14 protein-coding genes and 1 pseudogene are annotated in these 12,846 nt (G+C 65.1%); 9 read left to right on the top strand and 6 right to left on the bottom strand.

Features of this window, described 5'->3' with window-relative positions; genetic code table 11:
* Positions 1–174: 174 nt before the first annotated feature.
* On the bottom strand, positions 175–1,203 hold the full coding sequence (locus tag QM712_RS07335) for an acyltransferase family protein (RefSeq protein WP_415022407.1): 1,029 nt from the start codon (positions 1,201–1,203) through the stop codon (positions 175–177).
* A 231-nt stretch (positions 1,204–1,434) separates the two neighbouring features.
* Between QM712_RS07335 and QM712_RS07330 the strand changes: the two genes are divergently transcribed.
* The 5 genes from QM712_RS07330 (at position 1,435) to QM712_RS07310 (ending at position 5,605) form a co-directional block, all read left to right on the top strand.
* Positions 1,435–1,641, top strand: a complete 207-nt coding sequence (locus QM712_RS07330) for a hypothetical protein (protein WP_415022406.1) — start codon at positions 1,435–1,437, stop codon at positions 1,639–1,641.
* Positions 1,642–1,772: 131 nt separating this feature from the next.
* Positions 1,773–2,012, top strand: a complete 240-nt coding sequence (locus QM712_RS07325; protein ID WP_415022405.1) for a hypothetical protein — start codon at positions 1,773–1,775, stop codon at positions 2,010–2,012.
* Positions 2,013–2,592: 580 nt separating this feature from the next.
* The gene (locus QM712_RS07320) at positions 2,593–3,633 is read left to right on the top strand and encodes a PrsW family glutamic-type intramembrane protease (RefSeq protein ID WP_415022404.1); all 1,041 of its coding nucleotides are present in this window, start codon (positions 2,593–2,595) and stop codon (positions 3,631–3,633) included.
* Positions 3,634–3,705: 72 nt separating this feature from the next.
* Positions 3,706–4,284, top strand: a complete 579-nt coding sequence (locus tag QM712_RS07315; protein WP_415022403.1) for an HdeD family acid-resistance protein — start codon at positions 3,706–3,708, stop codon at positions 4,282–4,284.
* 235 nt (positions 4,285–4,519) lie between these two features.
* Complete coding sequence (locus QM712_RS07310; protein WP_415022402.1) at positions 4,520–5,605, top strand: 3-deoxy-7-phosphoheptulonate synthase; 1,086 nt, start codon at positions 4,520–4,522, stop codon at positions 5,603–5,605.
* Positions 5,606–5,663: 58 nt separating this feature from the next.
* Here QM712_RS07310 and QM712_RS07305 read toward each other — a convergent pair whose 3' ends face one another.
* From QM712_RS07305 to epmA, 3 genes are read right to left on the bottom strand one after another with little or no spacing between them, the layout of a single operon-like run.
* The gene (locus tag QM712_RS07305; protein ID WP_415022401.1) at positions 5,664–5,930 is read right to left on the bottom strand and encodes a hypothetical protein; all 267 of its coding nucleotides are present in this window, start codon (positions 5,928–5,930) and stop codon (positions 5,664–5,666) included.
* A gap of 51 nt (positions 5,931–5,981) precedes the next feature.
* On the bottom strand, positions 5,982–7,076 hold the full coding sequence (locus tag QM712_RS07300) for a lysine-2,3-aminomutase-like protein (protein WP_415022400.1): 1,095 nt from the start codon (positions 7,074–7,076) through the stop codon (positions 5,982–5,984).
* A complete protein-coding gene (gene epmA, locus QM712_RS07295) occupies positions 7,073–8,125 on the bottom strand; it encodes an EF-P lysine aminoacylase EpmA (protein ID WP_415022399.1) in 1,053 nt (350 codons plus the stop codon). Before epmA ends, QM712_RS07300 begins: the two co-directional genes overlap by 4 nt.
* A 162-nt stretch (positions 8,126–8,287) precedes the next feature.
* Here epmA and efp point away from each other — a divergent pair, with 162 nt between their 5' ends.
* From efp to QM712_RS07275, 4 genes and pseudogenes are all read left to right on the top strand, one after another.
* Positions 8,288–8,854 (top strand): elongation factor P, encoded by a 567-nt coding sequence (efp, locus tag QM712_RS07290; protein ID WP_415022398.1) that lies wholly within the window; start codon positions 8,288–8,290, stop codon positions 8,852–8,854.
* A 17-nt stretch (positions 8,855–8,871) separates the two neighbouring features.
* On the top strand, positions 8,872–10,488 hold the full coding sequence (locus tag QM712_RS07285) for a M23 family peptidase (protein WP_415022397.1): 1,617 nt from the start codon (positions 8,872–8,874) through the stop codon (positions 10,486–10,488).
* 143 nt (positions 10,489–10,631) lie between these two features.
* The gene (locus QM712_RS07280; RefSeq protein ID WP_415022564.1) at positions 10,632–11,717 is read left to right on the top strand and encodes an alpha/beta hydrolase family protein; all 1,086 of its coding nucleotides are present in this window, start codon (positions 10,632–10,634) and stop codon (positions 11,715–11,717) included.
* Positions 11,690–11,815 (top strand): annotated as a pseudogene (locus QM712_RS07275) (IS5/IS1182 family transposase); the annotation flags it as partial. The gene QM712_RS07280 and the pseudogene QM712_RS07275, both read left to right, overlap by 28 nt.
* Here QM712_RS07275 and QM712_RS07270 read toward each other — a convergent pair.
* Positions 11,812–12,315, bottom strand: a complete 504-nt coding sequence (locus tag QM712_RS07270) for a cupin domain-containing protein (RefSeq protein ID WP_415022396.1) — start codon at positions 12,313–12,315, stop codon at positions 11,812–11,814. The pseudogene QM712_RS07275 and the gene QM712_RS07270 overlap by 4 nt on opposite strands.
* A 21-nt stretch (positions 12,316–12,336) precedes the next feature.
* Complete coding sequence (locus tag QM712_RS07265; protein WP_415022563.1) at positions 12,337–12,816, bottom strand: carboxymuconolactone decarboxylase family protein; 480 nt, start codon at positions 12,814–12,816, stop codon at positions 12,337–12,339.
* Positions 12,817–12,846: the final 30 nt, after the last annotated feature.

Here is a 12,846-nt window from a genome sequence, read left to right as displayed (position 1 = left end):
CGTGGCTGGACGTCAATGGATCAACATGGGTACAAGTAGGCGATATTGTTGATATATTTTTCGATTTTAGACACGCGTGGACGCCGATAGACCTGTTCTCATCTCTTTCACGGTGGAGAGAGCGGTTCGATTCCGCTAGGGAGCGCCACCGGCCCACGGTGACCAGCAACCTCCTCATCGTCCAGCAATGACCTCGCCCGCGATCGACCGCGCCAGGCGATGGCGCCTGCCGATCGCGATGAAGGGCTTTTCGATGAACCGCCACGACACCCACGCCATCGGCGCGGTCAGCAGCACGCAGAGGATGGTGGTCAGCACGATCGATGCGATCGGCCAGCCGGCGATGGTGCCGATCCGGGCCGCAAGGCTCAGGCCGATCATGTGGAGGAGATAGAAGCTGTAGGAGATCCGGCCGAAGAACGCGATCGCCGGCCGATCCAGGAGGCGGAAGCCTCGCTGCGCCGGACTGAAGGCGATCAGCGCGATCAGCAGGCCCGAGGAACACGCTTCGAGCAGGATGACGGGCGCCGTCTGTTTCTGCAGCCCGCAATACAGCAGCAGCACGCAGGCCCCGGCAGCCGTCACGACGTGCCAGCGGCCGATCGTATCGACCAGCTGACGTCCCGCGACGTGGATCAGCACACCGAGCACGAAGGCATGAAGCGGCGCGAGGTTCGAATAGCCGCCGAGCAAATGCGCGTAAGGGCCGATGAACGAAAGTCCGAACAGGACCGCGATCGCGGCGATCAGCAATCCCGGACCAAAGCGCCGCGCGCCGAAGAACGCCAGGATGATCACCGGTGTCGCAAACCACTCCACCATCATCGACCACATCGGTCCGTTGATGTCGTGCCGGATCATCAACGCGTTGAGCAGGACGTTGAACGGAGAGAAGTCCGGTTCGAAGCCGAGATAGAATCCGAATGCGGCATGGAGCGCGGTCAGCAACAGCACCACCGCGATCGCCGCGGGAAACAGCCTGAAGATCCGCTGGCACAGGAATTCGACGATGTCGTCGCGTCTCGCGAGCGAGCGCGCCAACACGAAGCCGCTCAGCACGAAGAACAGCACGACCGGAGCCATTCCCGTGACGTATGTGTCGGTCAGCCGCGCCGACGCGTGATAGGCGACCACCGAAACAGCGGCGAGCCCACGCAATGCCTCGAGCCTCGGCAGGAATTCGAGTTTCTGAACCACAATCATCCCGGCGTTCGAAGGATGGATAGACGCTCCGGTCCACGATGTAAATTTCGCGCTGCTGTCGCTCGAGTCCGATGTCAGACTCGCCAACTGGCTTGCGGCCCCTCGCGCGGGGGCGATGCTGGGCGGCAGGTCCCGGCCACCAAGTGTCAGGTCTCCGTAAGCTGCTGCGGATAATTTTAAGACACGAGATTCGCGAACTCCGCTCCGGACGACGCTGCCACGCGGTGAGACATGAGCCTCTTGGAACCGCAAAAGCTGCGACAGATCGCGATCGTGTCGCGTGCGCTGGCACGGCAGGACGGCGTCGACTACCGGCAATCCTCGAGGCGCGAGCGGCGTCAATACCGGCGCGAAGCCGTCATAACCCTGCTCGGCAACTGGACCCTCGATGACATCCGCCGTGCCGACGGCATCATCGACAGGTACCGGGACGACTAGCCTTGCGAACGGCAGGTTCGGCCGCCTTCCGTCCGCATCGCCGCCACGCCGTCGCCCCATTCCGGGATCAGCCTTTGATCGTCCGTGCCGCGTGCCGGCCTTCATTTGCAGATTTGCGATCGGGGGACCGAATGGCTGTCAACAAGATCACCTGGGACAGGGTTGGCCGGGTCACCGAACCCGGACGCTACATGTACACGTTCGGCTGGCTCACCATCACGGCCGGCGATCTGGAAATCTGGAAGCAATATCCGCAAGCGGCATTCACGCTGCTCGCGCACGCGCTGCCGACCGAGGCCGTCGGGGACGAGTTTCATCTCGGGGCCTTCGACATCGCCCCCGACACGCGGCCGCCGTACACGACACACTAGACGCGGGACGCAATCCCAGCGCCCGCAACCGGGCCTTCGCGGCAGCAGCGCTGGCGCAGGCCGTATGTCGGCGCGATCCCATCGCGACCCCATGGCATGGTCATTGCCTTGCCCGCGTCATGACGTGTCACCGACGCCGACCAGACCTTCCTGTCGCCGCAGATCGCTTCCCGTCCCACCGCGCGCCTGCCGGGTGTTGGCGCGGCTACGGCCCTGCCACGCGCCCTCACCGGGCCGCCGGCAGACCATGGAGCATGACCGGACAGGGCCGCCCCGCGCGCGCTGTCCGGGCGCAAGCCGGATCGGCCTCTTCCAGCCAGGTGCTTCGCGAATCGAGCAAACCTGTGCATTGCCTTGATCCAGCACATCAATTGCGCTTCGGGGACGGCGGGGCAACCGTTGCTTCAGACGGCGAACATGTTCCGTCATGCAATTGATTATGCTCGCATTCTACAATTGCGCGCCGCATGGATGAACGGGAGCTGTCGCGCCCGTTCAACCAGCCGACAGCCGGTGCATGGCACATGGTCGCAGCGGTGGAAGTGGATAAGCCCGTCAAAGGAACCTATTTTCGACGCCGATGTACCTGATTGAAGCATTGCCCACCGTCATCGGAACTGCGGCCATCGCACCGGCGCTGCTGATGCTGTGGCTTGTGATCGCCGCCGAGGAGCGCCCGGGGCCGCCCGCCCAGGTCTGGACCGCGTTCCTGCTCGGCGCCGCCAGCATCTCGCTCCTGGGCCTTGCCCGGGCCCCCTTCGCCAAGATGGTCGCCGCTCCTGACAATCCGTGGGCGGCATTGGCCATGCATTCGATCTTCGGCGTCGCGCTGCCCGAGGAGGCCGTCAAGGTCATCGCCATCGTACTGGTCTCCTCGACCAAACGGCGGACCTTCGCCAATCCGATGGACACCGTGGTCTACGGCGCCGCCGTCGGGCTCGGCTTCGCGGCCTACGAAAACCTCGCCTATCTCGTGCAGCATGCCGAGATGTGGCGTTCGCTGGCGGCCTTGCGCAGCGTTCTGACCGTGCCGTTCCACGGGGCCCTCGGCATCATCGCCGGCGCCTATCTCACCATCGCCCGCGCCGGCACGGCGCTCGGCGCGAACCGCCATCACCGCGACTGGGCCCGTCTCTCCAGCCGCCTCCTGATGCTGGCGGGCCCGCTCGCCCTGCATTCGGCCTTCGACTTCCCGCTGCTCACCCTCCAGCAGATGCCGGATCTCGATCCCACGTGGCGAATGTGGCTCGGCGCGGCGAGCCTCCTGATCGGCTTCAGTTCGATCGCCTTCGCCATGCGCCTGGTCCGGCGCGTGGCGCGCCATCATGCCCCGCGAACCGACATCGCGCGGGAGCGCCTCAGTCAACTGCGCCGGATGTGGGCGCTGCTGCTCGCCGGTGGCGGCGTCGGCTTCCTGGGCCTCGCCTTCGTGCTGACCTCGATCCACCACTGGCTGATCGATCCCGAACGCAATTTGACGCTGGCCCTGATCCCGATCGGCTTCACGTCCATCCTGCTCGGCATCGCCCTATTGATCGTCACAACGGCGATCTACATTCTCGGCCGCAACCGCATCCGCACCAGCGCGGAAGGATTTTCCTCGGCATCCGGCGGCGGGTGAGCCGCGGGATGACAGGCACGGCGCGCACATACTAGATTTGAACGCACCTGCCCTCGCGAATTAGAGGTCGTCATGACATTGCCAGAAGACTTTTCACGGCTGCGATCCGCCATGAGCGAGGCAGTCAAGGCGCATTGGAAGGCCTTCCTGTTCGAAGGCATTCTGCTTGCCGTTCTCGGCATTGCCGCGCTGATCGTGCCGCCGCTCGCAAGCCTTGCCATCGCGATCTTCCTCGGCTGGATGTTCCTGATCAGCGGCATCGGCGGCCTCATCGTGACCTACTGGGCGCGCAGCACACCCGGCTTCTGGTGGTCGCTGATCTCGGCGGCTCTGGCCGTGCTGGCCGGCATGATCCTGCTGGCAAAACCGATGCAGGCCGTACTGACGCTGACGATCGTGCTCGGCGCCTACTTCCTCGCCGAAGGCGTCACCACCATCATGTACGCGCTGGAGCACCGCCGCGAACTCAGCGGCCGCTGGTCGTGGCTGTTGATCTCCGGCCTCGTCGACATCGCCATTTCGTTCATGGTCATCACGGGACTGCCGAGCTCGGCGGAATGGGCGATCGGGATCCTCGTCGGCATCAACCTGCTGTTCGGCGGCGCCACCCTGATCGGCCTCGCCCTGGCGGCACGCAACAGCAACACCTGAGCCGCCTCGTCGCATCCCGCGACCGATTTGGGGGTGACAACCCCCGGAGGCCGGGCTATAGAGCTGCCCATGATCACCCTCGTCACCAGCTATTTTTGGTACTTTAGCTACGACAGCTCGCTGGCGGCAGGAGGATCGCGCTCAATCTGAAACATTGCAGCAAACGTCCGAACAGCCGCCAGACCTGGCGGCTTTTTTATTGCCGGCAGGTTCTCACAACGACAAGGAGCCCGCCGTGCTGAGCACGACCGACGATCTTCGTATCCGCGAACTGAAAGAGCTGAGCACGCCGGAAGAGGTGATGCGGGAAGTCCCGCGCACGCTCACCGCAACCCGCGTGGTGATGGCGTCGCGCAACGCGATCCATACCATCCTCAACGGCCAGGACGACCGGCTTCTGGTCGTGGTCGGCCCCTGCTCGGTGCACGATCCCAAGGCCGCGCTCGAATACGCCGAGCGGCTTGCAGCCTTGCGCGAGGACCTCGCCGACCAACTCGAGATCGTGATGCGGGTCTATTTCGAGAAGCCGCGCACCACGGTCGGCTGGAAGGGCCTGATCAACGATCCCGGTCTCGACGGCAGCTTCGACATCAACAAGGGCCTGCGGCTTGCGCGCAACGTGCTGTCGGCGATCAACAATCTGGGCCTGCCGGCCGGCACCGAGTTCCTCGACATGACGACGCCGCAATACATCGCGGACCTGGTGTCGTGGGCCGCGATCGGCGCGCGTACGACCGAGAGCCAGATCCATCGTGAACTTGCGTCAGGGCTGTCCTGCCCGGTCGGCTTCAAGAACGGCACCGACGGCAATGTGCGGATCGCGGCGGACGCGGTGAAGTCCGCCTCGCATCCGCATCACTTCATGGCGGTGACGAAGCTCGGCCGCTCGGCGATCGCCTCGACCGCCGGCAACGAGGACTGCCACATCATCCTGCGCGGCGGCAGCAAGCCGAACTATGACGCGGCCAGCGTGGCGGCCGCCTGCAACGAGTTGACCAAGTCCGGCGTCGCACCGCTCGTGATGGTGGACGCGAGCCATGCCAATTCGAGCAAGAAGCCGGAGAACCAGCCGCTGGTGACGGCCGACATCGCCGGTCAGATTTCCGGCGGCGAGAACCGCATCATGGGGGTGATGATCGAGAGCAATCTCGTGGCCGGCCGTCAGGACGTGGTGCCGGGCCAGCCGCTCGTCTATGGCCAGAGCATTACCGATGGCTGCATCGACTGGGCGACCACGGCGACCGTGCTGGAGCAACTCGCAGACGCGGTCGAGATCCGGCGCAACACAAGGCGCGCGGGGCTGCACGAGCGCTCGGCCTAGGCAGGTCGCCGCGGGCGGGGCGAGCTGTCGCGCCCTGCCCGCCACTGCTGCCTACCGATCAGCAGCCGCGGCAGATGCTCTTGATCTTCTTGTCGAGCGCCGCGTCTTCCTTGTTCACGGGACTATTCGGATCGCTCAGGTTCTTCTCGTTGGGGACGTCGTCCGCGCGCGGCTGACGATGACCAATGGGCGCGGGCAGCACGGAGCCCGACGCGCTCCCGCCTGATCCGGACCCCGATCCCGCCCCCTTGGTGCCGCCAGTCTGCGCGACCGCGGTGCCGCCGAGCAAGACCAGCAGCGACATTGCCACGACGATCTTTCTCATTTTGCTCCTCCATGACTTCTTGAACCGGCGTCTCCTCGCATCGAAGCCAGTTCAGGCCTCGGGCGGATAGAGATGAACCTCGCCGCAATAGTCGACAATACGATAGCGCGTTTCCGTGTCCGCTTCACGCGCATCCGCTGCGGTATTTTGTGCCGCCAACACATAATTCGGGCCCACCGGCGACTTCCCGGCACCGCCGGGGATGTCGATGACGAAGTCAGGCTGGCAGAGACCCGACACCCGTCCGCGCAACTGGCGCATCAGGTCCTGTCCTTCCGCAAGCGTGGTCCGCAGATGGGCGGTACCCGGCGCCAGATCGCCATGGTGAAGGTAATAGGGCTTGATCCGGCATTCGACGAAAACTCGCATCAAATCCGACAGGGCCGCGATGGTGTCATTGACCCCGCGCAAGAGCACGGACTGGCTCACCAGCGGAATGCCGGCGTCGACGAGCCGCGCACATGCAGCACGTGCCGGACCGGTCAGTTCACGCGCATGGTTCGCATGCACCGCAACCCAGGTTGTCGCGCCCTCGACCTTCAGCGCCGCGACCATCTCGTCACTGACCCGCGCCGGATCAGCCACCGGAACGCGAGTGTGAAGGCGGATGACCTTGACGTGATCGATCGCGGCGAGATCGGCCATGATCTCGCTCATCCGCCGCGGCGACAGCATCAGGGGATCGCCTCCGGTCAGGATCACTTCCCAGATCTCGCCGTGGGCGCGGATATAGTCGATCGCAGTGCGATATGCGGACTCCGAGAGCGCGCTCTCCTTGCCGGGACCGACCATCTCGCGGCGGAAGCAGAAGCGGCAATAGACGGCGCAGACGTGAACGAGCTTGAACAGCACGCGGTCGGGATAGCGATGCACGATGCCCGGAACCGGAGAGTGGGTGTGATCGCCGATCGGATCGGCATTCTCGCCCGGTTGCACGTCGAGCTCCGCGGCGCTCGGAACGAACTGGCGTGCGATGGGATCACCGGGATCGGACGTATCGATCAGTTCGACCAGCGCCGGCGTGATCGCGACGGCATAGCGCGCGGCCACGCGCTCGAGCGCCGGCAGCGCCGCAGCGGGCGCAAGATGCTCGGCCACGAGTTCGCCCGGCTCACGCAAGGTGCGTGCAAGATTGGTCTTCGTCATGTCTCACCCGCAGGCGGCGTCCACACCACCTGATCAATCCGTAACGCGCCGCTCGCCAGCATGACCAGCCGGTCGAAGCCGAGCGCGACGCCGCTCGCCTCCGGCATCTCGGCGACCGCCGCCAGGAAATCCTCATCCAGCGGATAGGCCTCGCCGTAACGGCGCTGTTTTTCCGCCATCGCCGCCGTGAAGCGGCGGCGCTGTTCGTCGGCGTCGGTCAGTTCGCCGAAGCCATTGGCGAGCTCGACACCGCAGGCATAGACCTCGAAGCGTTCGGCCACCCGCGGATCGTCCGCCTTGGCCCGCGCCAGCGCCGCCTCTGGAGATGGGTATTCGAACAGGATGGTCAAACGCCCCTGCCCCAGCTGCGGCTCGACATGCTCGACCAGGACCTTGCTGAAAATGTCCGACCAGGTGTCGTCGTCCGCGACACGGACCTTGCCGGCGGCTGCCGTCGCCAGTGCAGTGCGATCGCCCACATCGCCCGAAATGGTCGCCAGCAGGTCGATCCCGGCGAAGCGCTCGAACGCTCCGGCCACCGTCACAAGTTCGGGCTCAGCGAAGGGGTCGGCCGTCCGGCCACGGAACGAGAACTCCCCGATCCCGGTCGCCTGGGCCGCCCTGGCGATGACCACGACGCAGTCGGCCATGATGGCGTCATAGGGCGCCTCCGCCCGGTACCACTCCAGCATGGTGAATTCCGGCAAATGCAGGTCGCCGCGCTCCCGGTCCCGGAACACCCGGGCGAACTCGAAAATCCGGGGCTCGCCGGCCGCCAGCAGCTTCTTGCAGGCGAATTCCGGGGATGTCCGCAGATAACGGACGGCCCGCGAGCCGTCAGGCCGGATGATGTCCGTGCGCGGCGCGTGCAGATGGGTCTCGTTGCCGGGGGAGACCTGCAGAATGGCGGTTTCGACCTCGATGAAGCCCTGTTCGGCGAAAAAGCCCCGTAGAGACCCGGTAATGGCCCCCCTTGCCCGGAGGAACGGCTGCCGGTCGAGGTGGCGTCCAGGCGACCAGAACGGCGAAATCGGCTTGTCCCCAGCCATTAACCGACTGCTCCAGCCCTGAGCAAAATGCTGGCATCGAACCGCAAAATCAGTATGTTGCGCCCCGAAACGGGCGCCGAGGTCCGATTTGCGACCCCAAGTCCCCCATCGATTTGATCACGTCCTGGCCGGTGCCGGGGCAAGCAAGCAGGAAATATAGCTTTGAGAGTCATCGCCAGTTCTATTCGCAAAGGCAACGTGATCGAGCAAGACGGCAAGCTCTATGTCGTCGTGAGCGCCGAGAACATCCATCCCGGCAAGGGCACGCCGGTCAGCCAGATCGAAATGCGCCGAATCTCGGACGGGGTAAAGATCTCCGAGCGGTACAAGACCACCGACCAGGTCGAGAAGGCCACCATCGAAGAGCGCAATTACACGTTCCTCTATGAAGACGGCGACGGCTTCCACTTCATGAACCCGGAAACCTACGACCAGGTCCAGGTCTCCAAGGACGTCGTCGGCGACGCCTCCGCCTATCTCCAGGAGAGCATGACGGTCAAGCTGTCCATGCACGACACCAACCCGGTGTCGATCGCGCTGCCGCAGCGCGTGACCTTGGAAGTGGTCGAGACCGAGCCGGTCACCAAGGGCCAGACCGCCTCCTCCTCCTACAAGCCCGCAGTGCTTTCCAACGGCGTGCGCACCACCGTGCCGCCGCACATCGCGGTCGGCACCCGCATCGTCGTGATGACGGAAGACGGCTCCTACTCCGAACGCGCCAAGGACTGATCGAGCGAGCTGAACAGGTGCCGCCGGGGGGCGAGACAGTGGATAGGAAGGCTTTCCGCTTCGTCTCGCAGCTCCTGGCGTCGCTTACGCTCCTCGCAGCGGGTCCGCTTGCCGCGGACGAATTCCGCAGCCCCTCGATCACGGCCCTGCGCGCCGACTGGCGTGCAGGACTGGACCAACTCCGCACCGAGATCAACAGCCACTCCCAGATCGCGGGCGACTTCATCTTCGTCCCGCGCCGGTCGGTGCCGCGTTACGATCCGCGAGCGATGCCGGCGCTGGTGCAGCTCAACGCGGTTTCCTCACCCTTCTTTACCGGCATTGCCCGCAGCTCGTTGCCGGTCCTGCTGCCCTTCGACGCCGGTGCCTATCTCGAGGCTCAGCGCGGCAATGCGCCCGGCCCGCTCTCGCGCTACCAGGCTGATTTCAATCCCGTCGACATGTTCGACGCTGGCCCCGCCGGCTACAGCGCGACGTTCTCGCTGGAGCCCGGCGCCGGCGAAGGCATGCCGACGCGGGTGTTCGCAAAGCCGGTCGAGGTCCAGATCACGGGCTCGGCGCTCGTCTACGACATCGCCGATCCCGCCGGCGGCAAGGGTGAGCCGGTCAAGGCGCTCGCCTCCCTCTATCCGGACCTGCGCAAGTTCATCCGGGAAGGCTTCGTGCGCTACGCCTTCAGCCGCTTCGGGGTCGCCTATGTCGTATCGATCCAGTGCCTCGACAGCGTGCCCAAACCGCGACGGCTCGCCTGCAGGGAGGCCTATCCGGTCGCCGAGCGCTTCCTGAAGGCCCTGCGCATCGCCGGCGGTCAGCGTATGCGGCCACTGATGGACGTCGCCTCCGACATCGTCGACCGGCCGACCGCGCGCTCCGTCGATTTCAGCTACCGGCCGAGCGGCGATATCATCCCGAACACCGGCTATCGCAAGCAGGGCGGCCATCCCGATCCGATCGCCTATGCGCAGGTTCGCTTTCCGCTGCAGAAGGCGCCCGCCTTCGTACGCTCGCAATCCTACGGCAAGCGCGACAAGTCGGACGGCCCGACCTCCTACCCCTGGCGCGACAATTTCTGCGAATCCCGCAGCTTCGAGGTCTGGCAATGCGGCGGCGGCTACGGCCATCAGGGCGAGGACATCCGCGCGGCCGAATGCCTGGCGGCGGTCGAGGACGGCGAGCGCTGCGATCCGAAGCAAAGGGCCGTGGTCGCGGTCCGCGATGCCATGGTGATCCGCGCAGCCAAGGACCAGGCCGCCACGCTTCAGGTCAACAGCCGCACCGAGCACATCCGCTTCCGCTACATGCACATGAACCCGCAGGCGTTGAACGCCGACGGCATTCTCAACGGCCGCATCGTCACCGAGGGCGAGAAGATCGGCGTGGTCTCGAATTATCTCGACCATCCCGCCGGCACCTCGATGCATCTGCATTTCGACGTGCAGGTGTTCACGCGCGACGGCTGGATCTGGGTCAGCCCTTACGTCACGCTGGTCTCGGCCTATGAACGCCTGATCCGTGCCCGCGGCCGCGAGGTCGGTCCGGAGATGGCCGGCGCGGCGCAACCGATGGGGCCCGTGCTGCCGGAGGACGCAGCCAAGCCCGACCAGCGCGAAGGCTCCAGCAGCGAAGAGAACTGAGGCACGCGCCGGCACATGCCGGCAGTGACGCGATGGTCTACGGAAGCTGAAGGGCCTCGCGGTATCAAGCGCTGGCGGCTTCGCAATGAAGGCGTCATCGCGTTGTCGGCTGACATGTCTTGCGCGTCCAGGTGGGACATCTGATGAGGTTTTTGGCCCTGTTGCTGACCCTTCTCGCGGCACCAAGCGGTGCTTGCGCAGAAGACGTGGTCTTTAGGGTCGGCCTCACCACGCGCGATTTTATTCCTGCTGAACCCTACGATTGGCGCGGCGCCAAGACACATGCGCTCCGCGCGACGATCTGGTATCCGGCCGCAGCAGACGCGCACGAGCGCCCTCAATGGGTCGGGCCGCGCATCATCCCGTTCTTCAGTGCCGGCAGCGCCGCGCCCGATGCGGAGCCGGCACCAGGCCCCCGGCGCTCGCTCATCGTCCTGTCCCATGGCAACGGCGGCGCAGCGTTCCAGATCGCCTGGCTCGGGACGGCACTCGCGCGGGCCGGCTTCATCGTCGTCGCAGTCAATCATCCCGGCAATAACGCGCTCGAGGACTACACCGTCGAGGGTATGTCATTGTGGTGGCTGCGAGCTGTGGACGTCAGCGCCGTCATCGATGCGATGCTCGTCGACAAGACCTTCAGCAGCCTGATCGATCCCGCGCGCATCGGTGTGGCCGGTCATTCGCTTGGTGGCTACACCGCCCTCGCGGCCGTTGGCGGCATCAGCAATCCGGAACTGCTGGAAGCGTTCTGCCGCTCGCCCGCGGCCGACGCGTCGTGCAAACCGCCGCCGCCCGCTGCCGTCATGCGCCAGGAGACCCAAGCGCGTCTAAGCGTCGACATCGATTTCCGGCAACGCTACGGCCAGGCCGGCAAGTCCTATCGTGACGAACGCATCCGCGCGGCCTTCGCCATGGCGCCCGGGCCGGGCCCGATCTTCGCGCCGGACAGTCTCGAGAAAATCTCGCTACCCGTTGCGATCGTTGCCGGAAGCGCCGACGAAATCATCCCGACAGCAGCCGCTGCCGAGGCGTTCGCTCGGTTGATTCCGCATGCGACCCTGAAGATATTTCCGAAGGCCGGCCATTTCGTCTTTCTGGGCACATGCACTCTGGTCGGAACCGTATTCTTTCGAAGCTCGTGCCGCGATCCCGATGGCACCGACCGCGAGGCAGTCCATGCCGAGACGATCAAACTCGCCGTCGATTTCTTCACCGGAAATCTACGCTGAGCGCGTTCGCGACGCGCTACGACAGGCTTGCCGCCAACGACCCAGCCTTCGTTCAACTCGCATCAATCAGGCTGCGTCTTCACGAGTCCGCGTCCTAGTCGAGATAGGTCGTCAGCTGCGCGCCTTCATCGGCGACGAAAACGGCAATCAGTTCCGCCGGCTCCGTCGTGCTCGCATTGGCCGAGACCAGATGCGTCGCGCCCGGCGGTTCAAAAAAGGATTGGCCGACTCCGAATGTTTCGACCGGACCGCCGCCGAGCTGGGAGCGGATTTCGCCCTTGGTGATGTAGGCCGTCACCGACCCTGCATGGCGATGCGGCCGCGAGAACCCGCCGGGACCGTAGAACACACGCACGATGGTGACGCGCTTGCCCGGCACGTTGGGCAACGCGTAGGAGCCGATCGGCTCGACCTTGTCGAGCGGCGAGCTTTCGGCAGCCGACGCACAAAGTGGCGCCAATGCGCTGGAAACGCTATCCATCGCGACCGGCAATACCCGGCCGATCGCAAGCGCACAGGCGAGCCCGCCGGCAACGGCGATCGTCATCGCATGCGGGGATCGTTGCCACGCCGCGGCTGTCAATCTCATGGCGGTCATGTCGAGCTCCCTTCGTTGAGATCAGGATGCGGCGGCATTCGCGGCAACCGGCCGCTTCGCCGGCGACCAGCGATAAGCCGCGCCGAACCGATTCCAGACGTTGATCGAGGCGATCGCCGATGTCAGGTACATCAGCTCGGTCTCGGAGAATTCCCGGCTGGCTTCGGCATAAACCTCATCGCTGACGCCATCGGGCAGGAAGGTCAGCGCTTCGGCCCACGCCAGAGCCGCGCGCTCGCGGGGGGAGAAGATCGGCGCCTCGCGCCAGACCGCGACGAGCGTGAGCTTGTCCACGGGCACCCCGATACGCTCGGAGAGCAGGACATGGTGCTGCACGCAGAAGGCGCAGCCGTTGATCTGCGAGGCGCGCAGCTTGACCAGTTCGAGGAGCTGCTTGTCGAGGCCGGCTTTGGCCGCAACCTGCCCCAGCGCCAGCACCAGATCGTAGGCATCGGGCGCGATCCTCTTGAAATCCTCATATTCGCTGCGCGCTTGCGACATCGTCATTCACCTCGTATCTATATAAGAGCA

This window comes from Bradyrhizobium sp. (assembly GCF_047605465.1).
Taxonomy (GTDB): domain Bacteria; phylum Pseudomonadota; class Alphaproteobacteria; order Rhizobiales; family Xanthobacteraceae; genus Bradyrhizobium.
The sequence above is the reverse complement of the archived record's forward strand: the minus strand, read 5'-3'. Positions and strand labels throughout refer to the sequence as shown.

Bases quoted from the DNA above. Each gene is read 5' to 3' on its own strand.
- QM712_RS07315 (WP_415022403.1), top strand. From the start codon at position 3,706: ATGACATTGCCAGAAGACTTTTCACGGCTGCGATCCGCCATGAGCGAG.
- QM712_RS07305 (WP_415022401.1), bottom strand. From the start codon at position 5,930: ATGAGAAAGATCGTCGTGGCAATGTCGCTGCTGGTCTTGCTCGGCGGC.
- QM712_RS07325 (WP_415022405.1), top strand. From the start codon at position 1,773: ATGGCTGTCAACAAGATCACCTGGGACAGGGTTGGCCGGGTCACCGAA.
- QM712_RS07280 (WP_415022564.1), top strand. From the start codon at position 10,632: ATGAGGTTTTTGGCCCTGTTGCTGACCCTTCTCGCGGCACCAAGCGGT.
- QM712_RS07330 (WP_415022406.1), top strand. From the start codon at position 1,435: ATGAGCCTCTTGGAACCGCAAAAGCTGCGACAGATCGCGATCGTGTCG.
- QM712_RS07265 (WP_415022563.1), bottom strand. From the start codon at position 12,816: ATGTCGCAAGCGCGCAGCGAATATGAGGATTTCAAGAGGATCGCGCCC.
- QM712_RS07335 (WP_415022407.1), bottom strand. From the start codon at position 1,203: ATGATTGTGGTTCAGAAACTCGAATTCCTGCCGAGGCTCGAGGCATTG.
- QM712_RS07300 (WP_415022400.1), bottom strand. From the start codon at position 7,076: ATGACGAAGACCAATCTTGCACGCACCTTGCGTGAGCCGGGCGAACTC.
- epmA (WP_415022399.1), bottom strand. From the start codon at position 8,125: ATGGCTGGGGACAAGCCGATTTCGCCGTTCTGGTCGCCTGGACGCCAC.
- QM712_RS07320 (WP_415022404.1), top strand. From the start codon at position 2,593: ATGTACCTGATTGAAGCATTGCCCACCGTCATCGGAACTGCGGCCATC.
- QM712_RS07270 (WP_415022396.1), bottom strand. From the start codon at position 12,315: ATGACCGCCATGAGATTGACAGCCGCGGCGTGGCAACGATCCCCGCAT.